The sequence below is a fragment of the Cupriavidus phytorum genome (genome assembly GCF_003254285.1).
Taxonomy (GTDB): domain Bacteria; phylum Pseudomonadota; class Gammaproteobacteria; order Burkholderiales; family Burkholderiaceae; genus Cupriavidus; species Cupriavidus phytorum.
In genome coordinates this window covers 122,903-145,316 of sequence record NZ_QKZN01000009.1, presented here as the reverse complement: position 1 = coordinate 145,316, position 22,414 = coordinate 122,903, and the positions used below count along the sequence as shown (strand labels likewise).

Annotated in this window: 16 protein-coding genes; 6 read left to right on the top strand and 10 right to left on the bottom strand. The window is 69.9% G+C overall.

Translation table 11 applies throughout. The annotated features are described in order from the left end of the window. The first annotated feature begins 71 nt into the window (after positions 1–71). Complete coding sequence (locus C7416_RS21685) at positions 72–797, top strand: polysaccharide deacetylase family protein (RefSeq protein ID WP_111520943.1); 726 nt, start codon at positions 72–74, stop codon at positions 795–797. On the opposite strand, the gene C7416_RS21680 is transcribed toward C7416_RS21685, so the two are convergent. Beyond that, positions 794–1,918, bottom strand: coding sequence for a glycosyltransferase family 4 protein (locus C7416_RS21680; RefSeq protein ID WP_111520833.1), 1,125 nt, complete (start codon positions 1,916–1,918; stop codon positions 794–796). The genes C7416_RS21685 and C7416_RS21680 overlap by 4 nt on opposite strands. A gap of 236 nt (positions 1,919–2,154) precedes the next feature. On the opposite strand from C7416_RS21680, the gene C7416_RS21675 reads away from it, so the two are divergent. The 4 genes from C7416_RS21675 (at position 2,155) to C7416_RS21660 (ending at position 6,810) form a co-directional block, all read left to right on the top strand. Beyond that, positions 2,155–2,709 (top strand): LbetaH domain-containing protein, encoded by a 555-nt coding sequence (locus C7416_RS21675; RefSeq protein WP_111520832.1) that lies wholly within the window; start codon positions 2,155–2,157, stop codon positions 2,707–2,709. Between the two features lie 208 nt (positions 2,710–2,917). Next, positions 2,918–4,057 (top strand): polysaccharide biosynthesis/export family protein, encoded by a 1,140-nt coding sequence (locus tag C7416_RS21670; RefSeq protein ID WP_474078216.1) that lies wholly within the window; start codon positions 2,918–2,920, stop codon positions 4,055–4,057. Positions 4,058–4,060: 3 nt separating this feature from the next. Then, positions 4,061–4,564, top strand: a complete 504-nt coding sequence (locus C7416_RS21665; RefSeq protein ID WP_111520830.1) for a low molecular weight protein-tyrosine-phosphatase — start codon at positions 4,061–4,063, stop codon at positions 4,562–4,564. Further along, positions 4,561–6,810, top strand: coding sequence for a polysaccharide biosynthesis tyrosine autokinase (locus C7416_RS21660; protein WP_111520829.1), 2,250 nt, complete (start codon positions 4,561–4,563; stop codon positions 6,808–6,810). Before C7416_RS21665 ends, C7416_RS21660 begins: the two co-directional genes overlap by 4 nt. An 850-nt stretch (positions 6,811–7,660) precedes the next feature. Here the strand turns inward: C7416_RS21660 and C7416_RS21650 are convergent. From C7416_RS21650 to C7416_RS21640, 3 genes are all read right to left on the bottom strand, one after another. After that, entirely contained in the window at positions 7,661–9,481 is a 1,821-nt protein-coding gene (locus tag C7416_RS21650) for an alpha/beta hydrolase family protein (protein ID WP_111520827.1), read from the bottom strand. A gap of 119 nt (positions 9,482–9,600) precedes the next feature. Further along, positions 9,601–11,943 carry a polysaccharide biosynthesis tyrosine autokinase gene (locus tag C7416_RS21645; RefSeq protein WP_111520826.1) on the bottom strand — a complete coding sequence of 781 codons (2,343 nt, stop codon included), beginning with the start codon at positions 11,941–11,943 and terminating at the stop codon, positions 9,601–9,603. A gap of 111 nt (positions 11,944–12,054) precedes the next feature. Continuing rightward, positions 12,055–13,632, bottom strand: a complete 1,578-nt coding sequence (locus tag C7416_RS21640) for a mannose-1-phosphate guanylyltransferase/mannose-6-phosphate isomerase (RefSeq protein WP_111520825.1) — start codon at positions 13,630–13,632, stop codon at positions 12,055–12,057. A gap of 374 nt (positions 13,633–14,006) precedes the next feature. On the opposite strand from C7416_RS21640, the gene C7416_RS21635 reads away from it, so the two are divergent. Continuing rightward, positions 14,007–15,086, top strand: coding sequence for a DUF1839 family protein (locus tag C7416_RS21635; protein WP_373425045.1), 1,080 nt, complete (start codon positions 14,007–14,009; stop codon positions 15,084–15,086). 67 nt (positions 15,087–15,153) lie between these two features. Here the strand turns inward: C7416_RS21635 and C7416_RS21630 are convergent, their stop codons facing one another. From C7416_RS21630 to C7416_RS21605, 6 genes are all read right to left on the bottom strand, one after another. Continuing rightward, on the bottom strand, positions 15,154–15,876 hold the full coding sequence (locus tag C7416_RS21630) for a Crp/Fnr family transcriptional regulator (RefSeq protein WP_012354880.1): 723 nt from the start codon (positions 15,874–15,876) through the stop codon (positions 15,154–15,156). Between the two features lie 434 nt (positions 15,877–16,310). Beyond that, on the bottom strand, positions 16,311–18,929 hold the full coding sequence (locus C7416_RS21625) for a glycosyl hydrolase 2 galactose-binding domain-containing protein (RefSeq protein ID WP_240988235.1): 2,619 nt from the start codon (positions 18,927–18,929) through the stop codon (positions 16,311–16,313). Next, positions 18,926–19,906, bottom strand: coding sequence for a DUF1839 family protein (locus tag C7416_RS21620; protein WP_111520823.1), 981 nt, complete (start codon positions 19,904–19,906; stop codon positions 18,926–18,928). Before C7416_RS21620 ends, C7416_RS21625 begins: the two co-directional genes overlap by 4 nt. Beyond that, positions 19,907–20,908: an amino acid--[acyl-carrier-protein] ligase gene (locus C7416_RS21615; protein WP_111520822.1), complete on the bottom strand. Its 1,002-nt coding sequence runs from the start codon at positions 20,906–20,908 to the stop codon at positions 19,907–19,909. 10 nt (positions 20,909–20,918) lie between these two features. Then, entirely contained in the window at positions 20,919–22,118 is a 1,200-nt protein-coding gene (locus C7416_RS21610) for an acyl-CoA dehydrogenase family protein (RefSeq protein ID WP_111520821.1), read from the bottom strand. Beyond that, positions 22,115–22,366, bottom strand: coding sequence for an acyl carrier protein (locus C7416_RS21605; protein ID WP_111520820.1), 252 nt, complete (start codon positions 22,364–22,366; stop codon positions 22,115–22,117). Before C7416_RS21605 ends, C7416_RS21610 begins: the two co-directional genes overlap by 4 nt. Between the last annotated feature and the right edge of the window lie 48 nt (positions 22,367–22,414).

Sequence of the window (22,414 nt, the reverse complement as noted above, 5' to 3'; positions counted from 1 at the left end):
AGCCGGCCCCCGCAGCGCACCAGAATGGCCTGCACCGGCGCCATCTGCATGGCGCGCACCTGGTCCCCGCCATGCCGATTCCGATCCTGATGTACCACCAGATCGACGCGCCCCCGCCACGCCGCTCGCCCGGGCGCGGGCTATGGGTGCCGCCCGCGCGCTTTCGCCGCCAGATGCGGCTGATGCACCGGCTTGGCTATCGCGGCCTGAGCATGCGCGACTTGATGCCGTACCTGCACGGCGAGCGCAGCGGCAAGGTGTTCGGCATCACCTTCGACGACGGCTTCCGCAACGTGTTCGAGCACGCCATGCCCGCGCTGGATGCGCTCGGCTTCACCGCCACCAATTACTTTGTCTCGCGCCAGCTGTCGGGCAGCAACGTGTGGGACCGGGATCTTGGCATCCGCCCCGCGGCGCTGATGAGCGTGGCGCAGATGCGCGCATGGCACCAGGGCGGCCATGAGGTCGGCTCGCATACGCTGGACCATGTCGACCTGCGCCGCATGGCGCCGCACGAGGCGCGCCGGCAGATCGCCACGTCCAAGGACGAGCTGGAGCAGTGGCTCGGCGTGCCGGTGACGGCCTTCTGCTACCCCTATGGCAGCCAGGACGCCGCGCACCGGGAGATGGTGCGCGAGGCGGGCTACGCCAACGCCACCATCACTGCGCGCGGGCTGGCCCGCGCCAGCGACGACCCGTTCGGGCTGCCCCGCGTCAGCGTCTATTGCGGCACCGGCATGTTCGGCTTCCTGCGCAAATGCCTGACCGCGCACGAGGACCGCTGGCGCGAAGCCTAGCGTCCTGCCTCGGAACCCTGCTGCTCGGTGTTGAACGGTACCGGCTCGCGCGGCTCGCTGGGATGCTGCGTGAAGCGCGCGATGGCCTCGGCATAGCGCTGCGCCACTGCCTTGCGTTCGTGCTCGCGCAGGAACTGGCGCGTGCCGGCTTCGTCCCGGCGCGACGCGCCGGCCAGCACCGCGGCCATGGCCGCGTGCAGCGGCTCGGGCGCCGGCTCGACCACCCAGCCGAAGTCGCCAACCGCTTCGGGCAGGCCGCCGCGCTGGCTGACGATCACTTCGCAGCCCGCCGCCAGGCCTTCCAGCGCGACGATGCCAAACGACTCATAGCCCAGCGACGGCGCCACCAGGCATCGATGCCGGCCCAGCAGCGCCGCCACGCCGGCGGCGCACTGGCAGCCGGCAAAGTGCACCGCGGCCGCGCAGCCAAGCCCGTCGGCCAGCCGTGCCAGGGCCGCGCGCTCGGGCCCGTCGCCGACGATGGTGAGACGCGCATGCGGCTCGCGCGCGTGCAGGCGCGCGAAGGTGCGCACCAGCAGGTCTACGCCCTTCTCTGACACCAGCCGCCCGACGAAGATGAAGCTTCCCGGCGGCCGCGCGTCGGCAGGCGGCGCCGCCGCGAACAGTTCGTCGCGATAGCCGTTGTGGATCACCAGTGGCTGGCCTGGCAGCCAGCCGGCCAGGTAGTGGCTGACGCAGATGCCGTCGTAGAAGCGCGACAGCCAGCGCTTGATCGGACCGGTCCAGGTGCCACGCTTGTGGCCATGGACCACGTAGGGGCCGTGATGCGTCAGCACGATGCGCCGGCGCAGCGCGCTGGCCAGCATCACGTCGTAAAAGGTCAGGCCGACGAACAGCACGCGCCGGTGGCGCAGCATGGCGCGGGCCAGCTGCAGCTTGCCTCTGACCCGGGTCACGGCGAACGGGAAGGGGGTGGTGTCGCCCGGCGCGGCCGGCGTGCGCGTGGCCACTTCGACGGGATAGCCCAGCTCCGCCAGCCCGCTCGCCAGCTCCTCGGCGAAGCGCTCCATGCCGCCGATCAACGGATGGAAGGGGGCGCTGTAAATCAGGATGCTGGGCAGCGGCGCAGGGGTCTCGCGCCGCTGCAAGGGATGCATCATCGCGTCATGGCTCCGGGTCGCACCGCGTGCAGGCAGGTCTGTGCACACGGCGTCCTGCCTGCAGCATGCGCCAGCACCGGGTGCCGTTCCGTGCGCTGCCGCACCTGTGTGGAGCGTGATGGCGGCCGCGGCAAGTCCGGGGCTTCTCGCCCGGTTTCTGTGGCGCGGCGCACCGATACACGGCACGGCTTCGCGCGAGCATCGCCGCAATGTCCGCCGTTCCGGAAACGCTCCGTATGATCATTCAGCACACCCACCGCACCTCCGGCCCTTCGTTTTCGCTGTCCAACCGCGTGCGCCGACAGCTATGGAACTGGGTATGGCTGTGGCTGTTCCGCCCCAGCCTGCGCCCGATGCACGCCTGGCGCGCCGCATTGCTGCGGCTGTTCGGCGCGCGTCTCGGCCGCGACGCTCGAGTCTACCCCGCGGCACGCATCTGGGCGCCATGGAACCTGGTGATGGGCGAGCACACCGCCGTCGCCGACGGCGTGACCCTCTACAACATCAGTCCGATCACGCTGGGCGACTACGCCATCGTGTCACAAGGCTCGCATCTGTGCACGGGGTCGCACGACTACAACAGCGAAACCTTCCAGCTGATCGCGTCGCCGATCACGCTGGAGCGGCATGTGTGGGTGTGCGCCGAAGCGTTCATCTCGCCGGGCGTGACCTTGCCCGAAGGCGCGGTGATCGCGCCGCGCACGGTGGTCACCAAACCGCTGCGCGAGGCGTGGACGGTGTATGGCGGCACGCCCGCGCGGCCCATCGGCCAGCGCCGTCCGCAGCCATGAGCCAGGCGTCGGAAAACATGCCCGCGGCGCATTCGACCAGTGCGCGGCAGGCCACCCAAGGCGCCCGCGGCAGTGTGCGAGAGCGCACCGATTCACGCTACCCGCCGCCCTAGGCTGGGAGCATCAGGGGCCTGCCGTCCCCGCGCGGCCCAGCCCAATATGCAGGAGCAATGTCGTGGAAACCAGTCAATGCCGCACCGCTTGCCCTATCGATCGCACCCGCCGCGCGCGCCGGCGCTCACTGCCAGGCTGCGCCGTGCTCGGCGCCGTGCTGCTGCTGGGCGGTTGCGCCGCGTCGCCGGGGATGCACTTCAGCCCGACCGCGAACGTCGACGCCGTCGGCCCGGACGCCAAGCCGGACATCACCCCCATCACCATGGACCTGGTGCGCGAGCTGCGCGCCAAGAGCAAGCCCACCAATGACCGCGTCGAAGAACTGTTCGCCACGCCCAAGCCGTATGTGATCGGCCCCGGCGACATCATTTCGGTGGTGGTATGGGACCACCCGGAACTGGTGTTCCCGACACAGACCTACAGCATCGGCGCAGGCTTCGAGGTCCCCGCGTCCACCGGCGGCTCCAACATGCCCGGTTATGTGGTCAGCCCCAATGGCGACATCCAGTTCCCGTATGCCGGCGTGATGAAGGTCTCCGGCAAGACCGCCAACCAGGTTCGCGACGAGATGGCGCGCGTGCTCTCGCGCGTGGTGCGCAACCCGCAGATGACGGTGCGCGTGCTGGGCTTCCGCAGCCAGCGCGTCTATGTCGACGGCGAAGTGCGCACGCCCGGCATGCTCGCCATCGACGACGCGCCGATGACGCTGGTCGAGGCGCTCAACCGCGCCGGCGGCGTGCTCAACAACACCGGCGACAACAGCCGCGTGCGCGTGACCCGCGGCGAGCGCAGCTGGTACGTGAACATCCCCGCGCTGCTGGCCAAGGGCGTCGACCCGTCACGCATCCTGCTGCGCTCGGGTGACATCGTGCGTGTCGAGCAGCGCGAGGACAGCAAGGTCTTCGTCACCGGCGAAGTGGTCAGGCCGACCTCGCTGCTGATGCGCAACGGGCGCATGACGCTGAACGAGGCGCTCGGCGACGCCGGCGGCGTCAACCCCAACTCCGCCAACGCCGAGCAGATCTACGTGATCCGCAAGACCGCCAGCGATTCGCCCAAGGTGTTCCACCTCGACGGCACCTCGCCGGTGGCGCTGGCGATTGCCGAAGGCTTCGAGCTGGAGCCCAAGGACGTGGTCTACGTGGATGCCCGCGAAGTGGTGCGGTGGAGCCGCGTCATGACCCTGGTGGTGAGCCCGCTGGTGGGCGTCAACAGTCTCGCTACCCGACCTTGAGCCATGCTGCAGGCGCCGCCCCTGATTTCCGATGAAGCCGCGATGATCCGCTCGATCCTGGTGGTGTGCCTGGGCAACCGGTGCCGCAGTCCGATGGCCGCCGACCTGCTGCGCCAGGCCTTGCCCGACTGCCGCATCGGTTCCGCGGGGCTGGCGCCGCCGGTCGGCGCCGGCGCCGATCCGCGCGTGATCCGGCTGCTGGCCAAGGACGGACTGGACCTGGCCGCGCACCGCGCCCGCGAACTCGATGACGCCATGGTCGACGACGCGGACCTGGTGCTGGTGATGGACAGCGAGCAGCGCGAATGGCTGGAGCAGCGCTTCCCGCGCGCGCGCGGCAAGACCTTCCGCCTGTGCGAGGCCGCGCAGGCGGATATTCCCGATCCCTACGGCGGCTCGCAGGCGATGTTCCTGATCGTGCTGGGGCTGATCCGCGAGGGCGTGCAGGCATGGACGGCACAGATTCAATCCGAAGCACAGGCAACCCGCTACGGGGAGGCAACATGAGCAACATCAAGAACCTGCGTGACTACGAGGCCCAGGCCCCCGAAGGCGATGAGCCGTCGTCGGACCTGACTTCGTATGTCGACGTGCTGATCCGTTACCGCTGGACCTTCCTCGCGGTCGCCGCGGCGGTAATGGCCGTGGGCCTGCTGTTCGCGTTGCTGTCCAAGCCGGTCTACCGCGCCGACATCCTGGTGCAGGTAGAGGACCAGAACACCGGCAACGTCAACAATACCAACAAGCCCACCGCCACGGTGTCGCCGGTGTACGACGCCAGGCCCGCCCCCTCCACCGAGATCGAGCTGCTGCGCTCGCGCATGGTGGTGGGCAAGGCGGTCGACGCGCTGCAGCTGGACATATCCGCGTCGCCGTACTATTTCCCGGTGATCGGCGGGGCCGTGGCCGGCTTTAACCGCGAGCTGTCGCAGCCGGGGCTGTTCGGCCGGGGCGGCTATGCGTGGGGCAGCGAAGCGATCGCGGTATCGCGCCTGGAGGTACCGCCCGCGATGGAGCGCCGGCTGATCACGGTGACCGCAATGGGCAACGACACGTACCGGCTGGCCTTCGCCAGCGACGATGCCATGGCCGAAGGCCGCGTCGGCGTGCCGTTGACGGTGGCGACCCGCAGCGGCAAGGTCACGATCGAGGTGAGCCAGCTCGAAGGCCGCCCCGGCGCGGTGTTCCATGTCTCGCGCGTGCCGCGTGCGGTGGCCATTGCCGACCTGCAGAGCCAGCTGATGATCACCGAGCGCGGCAAGCAGAGCGGCGTGATCGGCGTGGCGCTGGAGGGCACTTCGGCCGAGAAGACCGCCGCCATCCTGAACGAGATCGGCAACGAGTATGTCGAGCAGAACCTGCGCCGCAAGGCCGCCGAAGCCGAGAAGTCGCTGGCCTTCCTGGAAGCGCAGCTGCCGCAGCTCAAGCAGCAGCTGGAAAGCGCCGAGTCGCGCTACAACGCCATGCGCAACCAGCGCGGCACCATCGACCTGAACGAAGAATCGCGGCTGGTGCTGGCGCAGTCCGTGGCGGCCCAGACCAAGCTGGCGGACCTGCGCCAGCGGCGCCAGGAACTGATTGCGCGCTTCACCCCCAACCATCCGGCAATCGAGATCATGGACAAGCAGATCGCCGACGTGAACGCCGAGATCGGCACCGTCGGCGGCAAGATCCAGCGCCTGCCGGATATCGAGCAGAACGTGCTGCGGCTGATGCGCGACGTCCGGGTCAGCACCGAGATGTACCAGTCGCTGCTGAACGACGTGCAGCAGCTCAGGCTGGTCAAGGCCAGCAAGATCGGCACGGCACGCCTGGTGGATCCGGCCGAGGTGCCGATCCGCCCGGTCAAGCCCAACCGCAAGCTGATTGCCGCGGCCTCGGTGCTGCTGGGTCTGCTGGCCGGCACCGCGGTGGTGGTGCTGCGCCGGCTGTTCGACGGCGGCGTCGCCGACGCGGACGAGATCGAGCGCGAGACCGGCATGACGGTGTACGCGACGGTGCCCTACAGCGCGGCGCAGTCGCGCCTGCGCGGCGGGCCCGATATCGACAAGCTGCTCGCCAGGCGCATGCCGGACGACCCGGCGGTGGAAAGCCTGCGCAGCTTCCGCACCTCGCTGCAGTTCGCGCTGCTCAACAGCGACAGCAACAACGTGGTGGTGATCACCGGGCCGGCGCCGGAAGTGGGCAAGTCCTTCATCTCGGCCAACTTCGCCACGGTGCTGGCCACCGCCGGCCGTCGCGTGGTGCTGGTCGACGCCGACCTGCGCCGCGGCGGGCTCAACCACCATTTCGGCAAGCCGCGCGTGCCGGGGCTGACCGAGCTGCTGACCGGCACGCCGCTGGAGCAGGTGCTGCAGCGCGACGTGGTGCCGGGACTCGACTTCATCGCCACCGGCTCGGAACCGCCGCTGGCTGCCGACCTGCTGCAGACGCGCGGCATGGATACGCTGCTGGCCACGCTCAGGAACCGCTACGACGTGGTGCTGCTCGACACGCCGCCGGTGCTGGCAACGTCCGACGCCGGCGTGCTGGCGACCAAGGCGGGGGCGGTGTTCCTGGTGGCGCGGGCCGATGCCAGCACCGCATCAGAACTCAAGGCCACGCGGCGCGCGATCGTGCAGGCGGGGAGTGATATCAAGGGGGTGATATTCAATGGCCTGAAGGTGGAGGGGCGGTGGTATCGGGCGCATTATCACTTTGGGAAGTATCGGTATATGAATCAGTATGGGGGGGCTAGTTCTAAGAGGGCATGAGGTGTGGTCGTTTTGCCGCTCCCTTTTGAGTTGGGCGCTGTTGGTGACATGCTGTCGGCGTAACCAAAAAACGCGTCGCCTGTGCGGCTGGCAATCAATTCCGCGGCGTTGGCGGTTCGGGCGGTGGTGATTTCCGTTTGGCGTGGGTGCCCGTTCGAGCCTGCTAACGCTATGTGAGTCAGGGGCGGTGCCTGCGATCACCCACTTTTGAACGATCCCAACAGGTGTAGGCAGCCTGCTGCGGGCGATATCGCGGGGACGCCTGCGGCTGCTGCGCAGGCTCAATATGCGCTGACGGTGTTTGGGCGTTTTCGCGTAGCCTGGGCAAAGGCGTCGATGCGATATCGCCAGATTGCCGGTCACCGCGATGCATGAGCGCGACTTCGTTGAGGCTCCCGCCCTCTCCCCCGCCCCTCTCCCGCGCGCGGGAGAGGGGAGCAAACAAGCGGGATGCGAGAATCCTTTGGGCTCGCCCGCGATAGCGCGTGCGAGCGCAGCGAAGCACTCCGTGCCAGTGCCCAAGACCTGAGATAGGGCGCGCGCGCAGCGCAGCCGAAGGCGTCCCACCAATAACGTGCTTAGCAGGCGGCCACCGACCTAAAGTCGGGTTCGTCCATCCGACCCCGAACGCCAGGCACATCCAGGTAGCGTCAGCAGGGTCGAACCACCAACCGCTTTGCCGCAAGTCACCACCGTTCGAACCCCCAACGCCGCCTTAGCCAGCCGCTCAGGCGACGCGTTTTTTGGTTACTTTTTGGCGCTCGGCCAAAAAGTGACCCGCCCAGCAGGGCGGAACCACGCGGTTCAACAGCCGACAGCATGTCACCAAGGCAACCACACCAAAAAAACCTCAACACACCTTAGCCCCCCGCAGCACCCCCTCCCCCACCGTCTCCATCGCCGCCAATCTCGCCACCACATGCTTGACCACCTGGTCACAAAAAACCTGCCTTCCCCCCGCCAGAAACAACGCATGATCCATACACCCATGCCGGTGCACAGTGATATGCGTGAACGCAGCGAGCGCTTCCAGGTCTCTGCCAAAGCGCAGCTGGGCCTCATCGAGGCCCATGTCCTCCGATCCGTACAGCATGTCCGTGCGCACCGCACGCTCATCCAGGCTGCGCATCGCGGCCCGTGCGTAAGCCGTGGCTGAGGCCAGGTCTTCGCCACCGCGCAGCCGCGTCAGGCGGAACGCCACGCGTTCGGTGGCGTGCCGGTATGCATGGCGTGCCATGGCCGCGGCGAGTGGGCCGATCCGCACCTCCCCCTGCAATACCCGCTGCCAGTTGCCGCCGCGGCGCGCGGCCGAGAGCCAGCCTTGCCACGAGCGTGCGCCCTTGCCCGCGCTCCGGTCGTCGGCGCGGTCCCAGCGGAATTTCACCAGGTTGGCCAGCACCAGTCCGTTCACGCCGGGGTTGGCCAGGGCGGCGTGCAGGCTCAGGAACGCGCCGGAGCACACCCCCGCCAGCACGATGCAGCGGAAACCGCGCGTGCGCATCCAGTCGACCGCTGCGCTTACGTCCGCGCGCGGGCCGGGCGAGTAGATCTTGGGAATGCTCATGCTGCGTGGCGCGCGTGGGCTGTCGCCGAGCGCGGACACGTCCAGGCGCAGCGACACCACGCCCAGTCTTGCCAGCCGGCGCGACAGCGTGACGAACATGCGGCCATCGCCGACATGGTGGTTGCCGCCGGTATTCGGGAAGATCACCGCGACCGGCGCGGGGGCCTCGTCGCGCGGCATGCACAGGATGCCGAACTGGCGCCGCGCGCCGAGCCAGACCGACTCTTCGACCACGCCATCGACCTCCACGCGCAGCGACGCCGCGCCGGGCAGGTGGCGACGCGCCGGCAAGGCGGCCGACAGCGATGCCGACGCGGCCGCCGCGACGGGTATCGGCGCCAGCCACTGCACCAGCTGCCGCCACGTCTGCGCCGGCACGCCGGCAAACTCGGCCGATTGCATCATGTCGGCGTAGTCGGGAAACGCGGCCGCATCGACCTTCGCGCCGCCGTCGGTGTAGTACTGCGCCAGTGCGTCGGCCGCGGAGGCCGAGCCCGGCCAGGGGTCGAGCACCAGCACGCGCGGCGCGGGGCAGTTGGCGCCGCGGTCGAGCCGCAGCGCCTCGAGGTCGCGCACGGTGTCGGCGCTGAAGCGGAAGGCCAGCACGTCGAGCGCGCCGGCCGGCGGCGCTGCCGGGGTTTCGGTCGGCCCGACGCTGTTGAGCCAGTTCAGGTGCAGCGCGCGCAGTTCGCGCAGGTAGGCGCGGCCATTGACCACGGGGGCGAGCAGCACCAGCGCGGCAACGCCGCCCTGCCATGCCGGATGCGAGCGCATCGCCTCGGCGGCCTGCACCGCGAGGCTGGCGCCGGCGCGCAGCCCGCACAGCACGATGCGCTCCACGCCGGCCAGCGCACGCAGCTGCGCGGCCGCGGCGACGATGCTCGAGGCGGCGCGGCCGAGGAAATGCGCGGCCTCGCAGGCGCCGGCGGAATCGCCGGTGCAGGGATAGTCGAAGCGCAGCACCGGCATGCCGGCCGCGGCGAGATCGTCGGCAAGATGCCGCCATGCCCGGTGCGACCACATGGCCTCGTGGCCCAGCGGAGCGCACAGTACCACCCCGGTCTTTCCTTGTGCCTCGTGCAGCCAGCCGGCACAGCCTTCAAACATAAGCCGCCTCATGTCGCCTCCTGGCGAGCGGAGGGTCAGCCGCCGAGCCGGTGGAGCAGACCCGCCTTTGCACGCAGAAACGGGTACGCTCAGGCAGCGCTACCCGCTTCCGCGCCCCCTTATTCTTTTTTCTCTTCGCGGTGCAGCGCCTGCCCGATCCGGCGCGAGATCGGTGCCGTCGCCGGCATGCCAAGGTAAGGATTGACGCTGTTGAACTCGGCCCGGTTGCTGCGCTTGGCGATCACACAGTTGAGGACGCCGCCCAGCAGGCGCGCATCGGCCCGTTGCAGGCGCTTGAGCGTTTCATCGACCTGGCCGGGCAGCGTCGTATCGGCACGCAGCACCACCAGGGTCGAACCGGCCAGGTTCGCGACCAGGCTGGCGTCGGCCACCGCCAGCACCGGCGGCGTGTCGATCAGCACCAGGTCGAAGCGGGCCGCGCACTGGCGCAGCGCTTCGGCCATGCCCGGGCGCATCAGCAGTTCGGAAGGATTCGACGGCGGCAAGCCCGCCGGCAGGATCGACAGGCCGTTGACCACCGTCGGCCGCACCGCGGCGGACAGCGGCACATGCCCGGTCAGCAGTTCGGCCAGGCCGGATTCTGCGGGCTGGTCGAACCAGCTCGCCACGCGGCCGCGGCGCAGGTCGGCGTCGATCAGCAGCACGCGCTGGCCGGCTTCGGCGAACAGCACGGCCAGGTTGACCGATGCAAAGGTCTTGCCCGCGCCGGGGGCCGGGCTGGTAACGGCGATGACGTGGTCGGGCGCGCTGCGCAGCGCGAAATGCACCGCGGCGCGGATATTGCGCAGCCCTTCCACCGCCAGCGAGTGCGGCGCGTTGCGCGCCAGCAGGAACTGGTCGTGCAGGCCCAGCCGCAGCATCCGCTCGGCGCTGTCGTCATCCTCGAGCGCGGACACGTCGATCATCGCGCTCGACGGCCGCGGCCGCTCCAGGCGCGCCGACGGCGGCGCGGCGTAGCCCGCGGCCACGCCCAGCAGGGCCTTGGCCGAGACCATGCGCTCGAGCGCGGCCTGTTCGCGGCTGAAGGCAATGTCGCCCAGCATGGTGATGCCGAGCTTGTCCTCGGCGTCATTGGCACTGGCCACGGTAGGCCGCACGCGCTGGCGCAGCGTCAGCGCCCCGGCCGCCAGCAGCATGCCCAGCACGCCGCCGCCCGCGGCCGGCGTCCATGGCCCCAGGCCAACCGGCACGGTGGGCGTGAGCGCGTTGTCGACGATGCGCACCTGCCCGGTGCGGTCGAGCTGCGCCAGCGACAGCTGCTCGACCTTGTTGCGCAGCGTCATGTACATGTCCTCGGCCACCTTGACGTCGCGCGTCAGCGCCACGGATTCACGCTCGGACGCCGACAGGTTCTGCATGCGCGCATCCATCTCCTGGCGCTCTCGCGTAAGCTGCAGGATCTGGCTGTCGACGGTGCGGACCTCGTTGGCTTCGGTGGTGAAGCGCTGCAGCAGCTTGGTGCGCTCCAGCCGCAGCAGCGCGATCTGGCGCTGGTATTCCATGCTGCCGTTCAGGTAGGACTGCACGTCCTGGCTCGGCGCCAGCGAGCCCGAGCGCGAGCGGTAGCGCGTCAGCGCGCTCTCGGCGCGCTCGAGCTCGGCCTTCACGCGCGGCAGTTCGCCCGACAGGAAGGCCAGCGTCGCCGCGGTGTCGTCCTGGCGCTGCTCGGCCTGGCCCTTGATATAGGAATCGGCAATGCCGTTGACCAGCGCGGCCGCGGTGGCCGGGTCGCGGTTCTGCCAGCTGATGCGCAGCGTGGTGGCGTCGCTCGATTCGCTGTCGACGCGCAGTTCGCGCGTGACGGCATCGACCGTCAGCGTCAGGTCGCGCCGCGTGACCAGGAAGCGCGTGCCCGGGCGCGCCTCGATCCGCCCCACCAGCATCGAGATGCCACCGGCCTCGGCCACCTGGCCGGCGCGGCCCTCGACCTGCACCTCCGGCCCGCTCAGCCGGAAGCCGTTGTCGGGCAGGATCTCCAGCGTCAGCGGCACGTTGAGCAGGCGTGCCGGCACGTTCAGGCGCTCCACCGCCACGCGCTCGCCGCCCCACGCATAGCCCAGCTCCGCCGGCCACGGCCCGCGCAGCTTGCCGGGCTCGGCGAAATGGTTGACCAGGCTGCCCAGCAGCGGCGCGCGCAGCGGCTGGATCTCGATGTCCAGGTGCAGGCGCTCGACCACCGGGCCGACCACGGCGCGGCTCTTCAGCATGCCCAGGTCGAGCTGCGGCGTGGCCGTGCGGCCGGCGGCGTCGCGGGTCTGCAGCTGCACCAGCGACTTGGCGCGATACAGGTCAGGGGTGGACAGCCACGCCAGCCAGGCAAGGGCCGCGCCGGCCATCCCGGCGGCAAGGATCCAGCCTGCGTGGTCCAGCAGCACGCGCGCGTTCGCGCCGCTGCGCGGCGACACCTGGTCGGGTACCGGTACGGTTCCGGCAAATGACATTCTGCTCACGACATCTCTCCCGCCACACGCTGCCTCACGCCAATCACGCAGCAACCGGTGCGTGCCCGCACGCCTGCCGGCGCCCGGGCGCATGCACTGGCCGCCGACCCCTTACTTGCGCCCGTAGTTGTCTTCGAACCTCACGATGTCGTCCTCGCCCAGGTAGGCGCCCGACTGCACCTCGATGATCTCCAGCGGCGTCTTGCCCGGGTTCTCGAGCCGGTGCAGCGTGCCGATGGGGATATAGGTCGACTGGTTTTCCGAAAGAATGCTGATGTTGTCGCCGCAGGTCACGCGCGCGGTGCCGCGCACCACCACCCAGTGCTCGGCGCGGTGGTAATGCATCTGCAGCGACAGGCTGGCGCCGGGCTCGACCACGATGCGCTTGACCTGGAAGCGGTCGCCGCGGTCGATCGAGTCATAGCAGCCCCACGGCCGGCGCACCTTGCGATGGTTCACCACTTCATTGCCATGCTCGGAGCGGATGCGCTGGACGATGTTCTTCACGTCCTGCACGTGGGCCTTGTCCACCACCAGCACCGCGTCGGCGGTTTCGACCACCACCACGTCCTGCACCCCGACGCATGCGATCAGGCGGCCTTCGGAATGCGCCAGGCACGAACTCGCGCCGTCGAACAGCACGCGTCCGCGCCCGGCATTGCCGCTGGCGTCCTTGGGCGCGATATCCCAGATCGCCGCCCACGAGCCCACGTCCGACCAGCCCGCATCCAGCGGCACCAGCATGCCGGCGATATCCGGCAGGGTCTCGAGCTTCTCCATCACGGCGTAGTCGATCGAGTCCGACGGGCACGCGTGGAAGGCTTCCTTGCCCAGGCACAGCACCTCGCCGGCGCAGGCGGCGTGTTCGCTCGCCGCATAGGCGGCGCGGCATTGACGCGCCATCTCGGGCTGCAACTCGGCCACCGCGCGCAGCCACACCGAGGCGCGCACCACGAAGATGCCGCTGTTCCACCAGAACTCGCCCGACTCGACATAGTGCTTGGCCAGCTCCAGGTGCGGCTTCTCGACGAAGCGGTCCAGCATGAAGGCGCCCTGCTCGGCGCCGCCGGCCGCGCGGATGTAGCCGAAGCCGGTCTCGGGCGCCACCGGCTTCACGCCGAGCGTGACGATGGCACCGTGGTCCGCATGCTGGATCGCCGTGGCGATGGCCTCGCGGAACGACGCGACGTCGGCCACGCTGTGGTCGGCCGGCGTCACCACCAGCACCGCATCGCCACCCTCGCCCGCAGCCGCGAGCGCATGCAGCGCGGCCACCGTCAGCGCCGGCGCGGTATTGCGCCCGCACGGCTCGGACAGCACGCGCGCCGGCTTGCCGGCACGCTTCATCATGTCGGTGATCATGAAGCGGTGCTCTTCACCGCAGACCACGATCTGCGCCGCTTCCATGCCGTCGGGGCGGCCAGCGAGCGCGGCCACGCCGGCGAGGCGGTTGGCCGTGGCTTCCAGCAGCGTGTCTTCGGCGATCAGGTTCAGCAGCTGCTTGGGGAACTGCTCGCGCGACAGCGGCCACAGGCGCGTACCGGCGCCGCCGGCGAGGATCACTGGCTGCACCACCGGCAACGCGGCGCCATGCACCGCCCTGTCGCCCAGCCCTTGCAGCGCTGCATGGATTTCGCCGTTGACCGGCGGCGGTGTCTGGTTCTCTTCCCGGGTCCGAATTCGCATCATGCCTCCTGGCGTGTCGGCTGTTCCAAGCGTCCCGCGCTTCCCGCGCGTGAGGCCCGGCCCTGCGCAAGCACCGCGACGGTCTCGCAGAAACGGGTACGCCCGGCAGCGGTCCCTGACCGCCATGACGGGGATGCCAGCCAGTCTAGGCAGGCGCCCTGGCGCAATCTGTTCGATTCCGCACACGCTACTTGCGCCGCCGCGGCCGGCCGCTCGCACGCGTGCCGCACTGGCTCGCGATCGCGCGCACTCTGTTCGAGAACGCACCGATAGCCACGGCCGCCGGCGTTGCAATACAGTGGGCCGTGCAGGCGCAGCGCCTGCGATCGCGGCCCGGCGGCATGCGCGCACTGCGGAGGAACGACATGGAGCGGGCGGTGGCAACGACGGCGACGATCGCGCCAACGGCAACGAGTACGGCAACCACGGCCACCGAGCGCGGCGGCTACCACTACACGCGCCAGTCGCCGTGCCGCGTGGCCAGGCCGGTGCAGCGACGGCTGCACGATGAAGCCTCGGTCTGGCAGGAGAGCAATTGCTACATGGACCTGTGGATCGAGCTGCTGTACGGCTGGGGGCTCGACCCGCGCGCGGCGCTGGCGTTCACCGTGGCGCAGGACTACGAGGGCGACCATTTCACCTTCTTCAAGTACCCGCCGGCGGACATCGAGCTGCTGTACGGCACGGTGGTGCAGGAGATGGCGGTCTACGACACGCTCCAGGCCCACCTGGTCGAACAGGTCGGGCGCGGCCATGCGGTGCTGGTCGAGATGGACAGCTACTACCTGCCCGACACGCGCGCCACCGCCTACCGCCAGGCGCATGTGAAGACCACCGTTGCGGTCGACCGGATCGACCCCGCGGCGCAGCGGCTGTGCTACTACCACAGCCTCGGCTACCACACCGCCGCCGGCGACGACTACCGCGGCCTGCTGCGGCTGACGCCCGAGCTGCGCGACGGCAACATCCTGTTCCCGTACGCCGAATACGCCAAGCGCGTGCGCGCGCCGCTGCGGGGTGCGGCCGCGGCCGATGCCGCCGCGGCGCTGATGCGCCACCACCTGGGCCGCCGTCCCGCGCTGAACCCGGTCACGCGCTGGCGCGCCGACTTCGACCAGCATGTCGCGGTGATCCTGGCGCGCGGCGATGCCTACTTCCAACACTATGGCTTCAACCTGCCGCGCCAGCTGGGGGCAAACTTCGAGATGCTGCATCACTGCCTCGCTTGGTTCGGCGAGCATGGTTACGATGTGCCTGCGCGCGTCGCACGGGCGGCCAACGGCATCGCCGCGGAAAGCAAGGTGCTGCAGTTCCGCCTGGCCCGGGCCACCGCGCGCGGCCGTCCGGATCGCTGCAGCGAGTGCCTGGACACCATGGAGGCTGCTTATGAAACGGTCATCGCCGGCCTGCTGTCGTCGTTCGGCGCCGCCGATCCCGCACAGCCGGCCCGTGCCTGACGCCAACGGCAAGCGCCGCTGGCAACGCGGGCGCACGGCGGCTGCCGTGCCGCGCGCCCGTGGCGCTTCAGGCGTGTGCCAGCGCGGGCAGCAGGCGGTCGTATTCGCGCTTGACCAGCTTGTAGCATTCGCAGGAATGCTTCTCGAGCCCGCAATGATCGAGGATAGTGATATGGCCGCGGCTGTGGTGGATCAGCCCCAGGTTTTCCAGCTTGCCGGCGGCTTCGGTAACGCCTTCGCGGCGCACGCCGAGCATGTTGGCGATGACCTGCTGGGTGATGACAAGCTCGTTGGAGTTCATGCGGTCGCGCGCCAGCAGCAGCCAGCGGCACAGCTGCTTGTTCAGCGAATGGTGGCGGTTGCATGCCGCGGTCTGCGCGATCTGCGTCAGCACCGCCTGCACATACAGCAGCGTGACGCGCTGCAGGGTCGGCAGGTAGGACAGCTCGGCGCGCAGCGCGCGCGCGGGAATGCGGTAGGCGAAGCCCGGGCTGCGCACTTCGACGCGGCTGGGCATGGTATCGCCGCCCGTCACCACCGGAATGCCGACCAGGCCTTCATTGCCGACCGCGGCGAACTCGACCGTGGCGCCGTCCTCGAGCAGCGACAGCAGCGACACCACCGACGTGGTCGGGAAATACACATGCACGATGCGCTGGCTGGTGTCAGTCAGCAGTTCGCCGGCACGCAGCCGGACCAGTTCAAAATGGCGCGACAGCGTTTCCCATTCCTGCCGCGGCAGGGCATTGAGCAGATGATTGACATGCAGGTCCGACCGTTGCGTGATCATGCTGATTCTCCCCGTTGACCCGGGACCGGCACTGGGCCGCCGCTCGCGCACTGGCTGCGTGGTGCAAAGCCCGGCTGTACCGCTCCACCCGTGACTGATGCTTACCGACTTGTTGACACCGCATATGACTGGCTGATGACGGCCGCGATCCGCTTTCCGTCCCGACGCGCAAGCCCTGCGGTGCGCTGTGTGCCTGCCTCGTCGTTTGACTGTATTAAGTGCTATGGCGCACTGAAGCGACAGTAGGCAGACGGTTGGTACTCGTTCATCCTTTGGTTGGTTGGTAGCAGGCCGGCGTGGCGCCGGCGGCTGGCGGCGAATGCAAGTACCAGGGCGCCGGCAGGCCGGCGTCGGCCCGGCGACGACGCGCTGCCAGCCTAGTCATGACAACGGAGGAAACGGCCGAGGGTGGCGGCTGGTGGGGCCTGTACGCCCTATGCGGCCGGTGCGTCGTAGCTGGCGGGCCGGTCGGCGTTGATGGCGTAGATCTCGCCCGAAGGGATGGCGCCGGCCGCCGCGGCGGCGCTGCTCTCATGCATCAGGCGGATGCGCCGCGTTTCGCCGGGACCCAGGTGGAACCAGTCCTGCTCCGGCAGGAAGGCGTGATCCTCGATATGCACCCAGCGCGCAAAGCGGCGCGTGCCGACGTGCAGCCACCACTGGCCCTGCACGCATTCGACCCTGCCATGCAGCTCCGGCGCCGCCAGCGCGGCGGCGCCGCGGTCAGGCAGGTAGACCGCCTGGCTCAGCGGCGTGCCGGCGCTGTCGTCATCGGCATGCAGCGTGGCCAGCACCACGTCGTGGGCGGGCGGTCCGAAGCGATAGGCGTAGGTGAAATCGAAGAACCGGTCGAGCATCGCCGCCGCCGCGATCCGGCACGACTCGCGCGGATGCAGCGTCAGCACCTGTTGCGCGTGCGCCGCCACCGCCTCGCCGTCGCGCAGGCAGCGCAGCGTCAGACGCACCGTGCGCGGCTGCGCGGTTTCATTGATGACATGCACATGCAGGCCGTTCAGGCCCTCGTCGGTCAGCAGCACCTGCAGCGGCTGCCACACCGCGCGCAAGGCATGCCAGGGCGACTTGGGGCGCCCGCACGCGTCGACGATGCCCCAGCCGGGCCCGGGCAGCAAATCCTGCAACAGCCACACCAGCCCGCCGGCGCAGGTTGAGCCCACCCGGCGCCACTCGCTGAAGACCTCGGTCATGAGCTCGGCCACCACCGCGCGCGACAGCGCCAGGTAGCGCGCCGGGCGTTCATAGCGCAGGCGCGGCGGATCGACCTGGTACAGCGCGCGCAGGTAGAAGTCGCGGATATCCTCGAAGTCCCACGTCGCACCGGCGTCGCGCGGCACCCGCGCCTTCCAGCGCGGATCGTGCAGCGGCTGGGTCAGGCCATGTTCGCGCAGCGTGCGCGCGCACGGCACATTGGCAAAGGCCAGGCATTCGGAAGCAAAGCGCACGTTGGCCAGCCGCGCATCCGCCAGCGGGCGCTGGTAGGCGCCCACGCCGTAGTAATGCGTGACGCCGGTGTCGGGCTGGAACGGCCACGCGCCTGCGCTGGGCGAGTTGCGCACATAGACCACGTCGGCACGGTGCCGCGCCACCAGGCCGGGAATCAGCTGGTCGAACAGCGGCTGGCGCCAGTCGCCGCGCGGCGTGCCCAGCATGGCGGCCTGCTGCTCGGCTTCGCTGCCGCCGCACAGCACCGCGATGGCCGGATGCGCGCGCGTCGATTGCAGCCACTGGCCGACTTCGCGCGCGGCATCGTCCATCAGGCCGCGCGACGCTTGCAGGTCCGCGCCGTAGTCGAAATTGGCGAACATGAAGTCCTGCCACACCAGCAGGCCCAGCGCGTCGCAGCCGCGGTAGAAAGCCTCGCCGGGGTAGCAGGTGACGCCGCTGACCCGCACCATGTTCATGCCCGCGTCGCGCGCCAGCCGCAGCCAGCGGCCCACGGCCTCGTCGCTGTCGGCCAGTCCGGGCAGGTCATGGCTGGACACGCAGGCGCCGCGGCAGAAGATGCGCTCGCCGTTGACGCGCAGCGCAAAGGCGCCGGGCTCGCCGTCGCGGTCTTCCTCGACGGTGCGAAAGCCCACTTGCGCGCATTGCAGCGCGCGCGTGCCCAGGCGGGCCTCGACCCGGTACAGCGCGGGCTCGCCATGCGTATGCGGCCACCACCGGCGCGCATGCGGCACGCGCAGCGTGCCGGCCAGCACATGCTCCGACGTGCGCGCCAGGCTGCCCCAGGTTTCATCGTCACCATGCGCTGCCAGCCAGCGCGCCTGCGCCGGCGCGGGCCCCGGGAAATGCAGCGCCAGCGCGATGATGCCGTCGTGGCCGTCCAGTTGCGTGCTGACCTCGGCGCGCACACCGTGCAGCGGATCGGCGCTGGCGGCATCGAGCAGCTCGATGCTGCGCCACGGCCCGACCGCATGGACCGGCGGACACCAGCCCGGCATATGCCCAAGCAGCGTGGTGCGGACCGCGCGCAGCGTCGGCGGCACGATCATGCGCGGCTTCCAGCGGACCTGGCCGCGCTGCGTGCGCAGCCACGGGTGCAACGCGCGGAAGCACAGGTGCAGGGTGTTGTCGCCGGCCAGCTGCACTGCCACCTGGTGGGCGGCGAACATATGGCGCGTGGTCAGCACCAGCGCTCCGTTGAGCCACACCTCGGCCAGCGTCGCCAGGCCATTGCAGCGCAGCGTGCGCGCGCCGCTGCCGGCAAAGCGCACGCGGTACCAGTAGTCATGCCGGTGCAGCGGCGGCGGCGCGCTGTCGTCCCAGCGGCCCGCCGCCCGCATGGCGGCGGCCACGGTGCCGGGCACGGGCGCGGGCAGCCATGGCGCATCGGGCGACAGGTCGGCCGGCGCCTGTGCCGCGCCCGCGAGCGTTTCCAGCCAGCACCATTCGCCGGCGAGGGCACAGGGGCCGACGGCCACGCCGGGGGCCAGCGCCAGGTCGGTCGAGGCGGTGGCAACGGATGGGGCGGCGGTGGCGGCAGCCACTCCCGCGGCCTGGCCTGGCGCCAGTGCCGCCGGGTCGCGCGCGCTCATGCCACGCTCGCGCCGAAGTGCGAGGCCAGCGCCGGCACCGTGCCCTGGTAGGCCTGTTCGAGCTGGTCCAGGCAGTCCTGGCAGGGGTCGGACTTGCGGCTGATCACCGCGCGCATCAGCCGGAACTGCATCACCATGGCTTCGGAGGCCATGGTGTAGCAGGCCTCGCCGATGCAATCGGGCAGCGAGTGCCCGTGCAGCACCAGCCAGCGCAGGTAGCGGCCGAGCAGCTCGAAATTGACGCCCAGCTGGCGCAGCACGCTGGCCGCATAGACCTGGAAGTTGGGCTCGCCGCGCGCCATCAGGTGTTCGAGATGCCCCGGGAACGCCATGCGGAACACGCTGATCGGGTTGTGCTGCGGACGGCGCGACAGGTGGTGGCGCAGCAGCTCCAGCGAGGTCCGCATCAGCGCGGCATCGGTCAGCGCGGCAAAGCGGCGCCGCGCCACCGACGCATGCGGAAATGCCGCCACCTCGCCGTAGCCCACGGTCGCCGGGCGGAAGATGGCGGCATAGTCCTCGCCGCTGGCGGTGTGGTAGCCGTCGCCATGGAAATAGCCGACGGCGGCCGCCTCGGGCACCAGCACGTCGATGCCGATGCACGAGCGCATATGCTGGCGGCGATAGGTGCCGGCCGGCTGCGGCAACTGGTAGCTGTCGACCTCGAGCAGCACCACGTTGCCGCGCGCGGTCTGGGTGGCCACATGCGCCTCGAGCCGGTCATACATCGACAGCTCGTGCGTGACGATGCCGTACAGGCGTTCGAGGTCGTTGGCGGGGAAGGCCGAGAGCGTGAACTGGTCGCCCTCGAAGTCCTGCGCCACGGTGAACGGCAGCGCGGCAATGGGTTCCAGGTCCCAGCCCTGCAGCAGCTCGACCCACAGGTCGATCTGCTGGTTCGCATGGGACCAGACCGGATTGCCGCCATGCCAGGTGGAGCGGCCTGCGCGAACCCTGGCCCTGCCGTCGCCGTACATTTACCCCCCCCACAGCGTGTCGCGGACGGTTTGGGGCCAGCGTGCCGGATCCAGCCCGTGGTGGCGCAGCAGCGCCAGCGCCATGCGCTCGACGCCGATGCCGACACAGCCCGTGTGCGCAGTGGCGCCGTCCGCGCTGCGCAGGTCCCACATGTGGCCGAAGTGGTCCATGTGGTAGTTGAAACTCATGCACGCTGAGGGCGGCGCGCCGTCGTTGATCGGGATCAGCAGCTCGAACTTGAGCCTGAGCTCGCGCTGGCTTTCGGCGACGAGCTTGCCGCCGCGCCCGAAGAACGGATCGTTGGCGACGTCGATCTCCACCGGCAGCTGCAGCGCCGTGGCCAGCTCGGGCACGCGCTCGAGCCACTGCTCGCGGAACGCGGCGATGCGCTGCGGAGTTCCCAGGCAGACATATTCGCGCTGACGGAACAGCTGCATGCGGGTCGGCTCGAGCGAGGACTCATGGCGGAAGCAGTACGACATGACGTCGACCACCTTGCCGTCCTCCGGCAGCGGGCCGCGCCGCGCGATCACCGGGTAGACCGGATAGCACGCCGCCGGGGTCAGCACCACGCCGGTCGGCTGCTGCTGGTCGGTCCAGTCGTCCTTGTCCTCCAGCCGCGCCAGCAGGCGGCGATGGCCCTTGTCGTCGCCGCAGAAGCTGTGGACCGTGCCCGCCAGCTGCGGAAAGCTCTTCATGTAGCCGCTGGTTTCGAAATCCGCCTGGCCCATGGCCGGCGGGAAGTGCAGCGTTTCCGCGCCAAGGCCCTGGCCCAGGTGCGTCATGACGTTGTTCATGCCTTCGCAGATCGATTCGAAGGTGGTGTTGCGGCCATACAGACCGGGCACGCCGGTCGGGATCATCAGGCCCTCGGCCACCAGCTGCTCGAGGAACGTGGGGCCGGATGCGTGCGGCGCCGGCTTGCCGTGCCGCGTGGCGGCGCCCGGCTCGGCCGCGGCGCCACCCTGGGCGGTGCCGTCGGTCAGGGTATGGAGGTCCATGCGATCTCCCTCAGGAACGATCGGCCAGCAACAGGTTGGCCGTGTTGGTCAGGATGCGATCGTTGTTGATCATCAGCGGCGCCGACCACAGATCGCGCAAGTGGCGGCCCAGGCTGAACGGCGTGCCGTGCTTGTAGCCCGCCATGCCGCACACCAGCATGGCCTGCTGCACCGCCTCCAGCGCCAACGTGGACACCGCGGTCTTGAGCCCGTTCATGCCCGCGGCCAGCGCGAACGCGCTCGCCACCGGCGGCTCGGCATGGCGCCGGCGCTGTTGCTCCAGCGCCAGCTCCAGCCGTCCTTCGATCAGCTGCAGCAGGCTGACCGCTTCGGCCACGCGCGCCGCCGACGGCGGCAGCGCGCCGGGCCGCGCGCGCGCCTGCCCCTGGAAATAGGTCTTGGCGCGCGCCACCGCATCGCTGCAGATGCCTAGCCACAGCGCACTCCACAGGATGTGCGACACCGGCGTCATGGTGGCGTCGGCGATCTCGCCGAACGGCACCGGCAGCACCTGCGCCATTGCGCCGCTGGCCTCGAGGCGGAAGCCGTTGCTGCAGGTGCCGCGCATGCCCAGCGTGTCCCACGTGTTCAGGCTCTGCAGCGTGTAGTCCGGCTTCAGCGCGCACACCAGCACCTGGTCCGATGGCCCGGCGTCGGCATGGCGGCGCGACGTGATCAGGATGCCGTCGGCATGGGCGCCATACGAAATCGTCGGCGCCATCTTGAGCAGGTGAAAGCGCTCGCCGTCGACGTTGAGCGCGCAGCCGCTGCTGCGCAGCGCGCCGCCGATGGCTTCCTCGGAGGTGGCCGAAGCCAGCAGCAGCTGCTCGGCGGCAATGCGCGCGAGCAGGCCCTGGTGCCAGGGGCTGGCGGTGCCGTGTTCGAGCACGCAGGCCACCTGGATCTGGTGCATGGCGTAGATCATCCCGGTCGACGCGCACGCCGCGCCGAGCACGCGGCAGATCGCCGCCACCGTCGCCAGCGAGGCGCCGGCACCGCCCTGCGCGGCCGGCACCATGGCACCGATCAGGCCGTGCTCGCGCAGGCTGTCGAAGGCTTCCTGCGGAAAGCGCGCATCGCGGTCGACGGCGTCGGCGTGCGCCTGCGCCACCGCGGCAGCGGCCTCGGCGGCGGCGAGCAGCGCGTCGGCGCGCGCGCGCACGGCGCCCGCGCTCGAATGCGCCAGTGCCACCCTGGCCACGGGGGTCATGCCGCCTCCTGCTGCTGCCGGATCTGCTCGACCGCGGCGGCCAGGGAATCGATGCTGCGGAACAGCTGGCGCGTCAGCATCTGGTCCGGGATTTCGATGTCGAAAGCGTTCTCGAGCCCGAGCATCACGTGCACGGTGGCCAGCGACGACAGGCCGGCGGCATACAGGTCATCGCTGTCTGCCAGGTCGGCGAGCGGCACATCGAGCCGGGCAACTTCGCCCAGGATGCTGCGGATGGTTGCTTTCATGGAACACCTCCGGTTTTTATGAGTGCGGCCTATTGCACGCTTAACCGG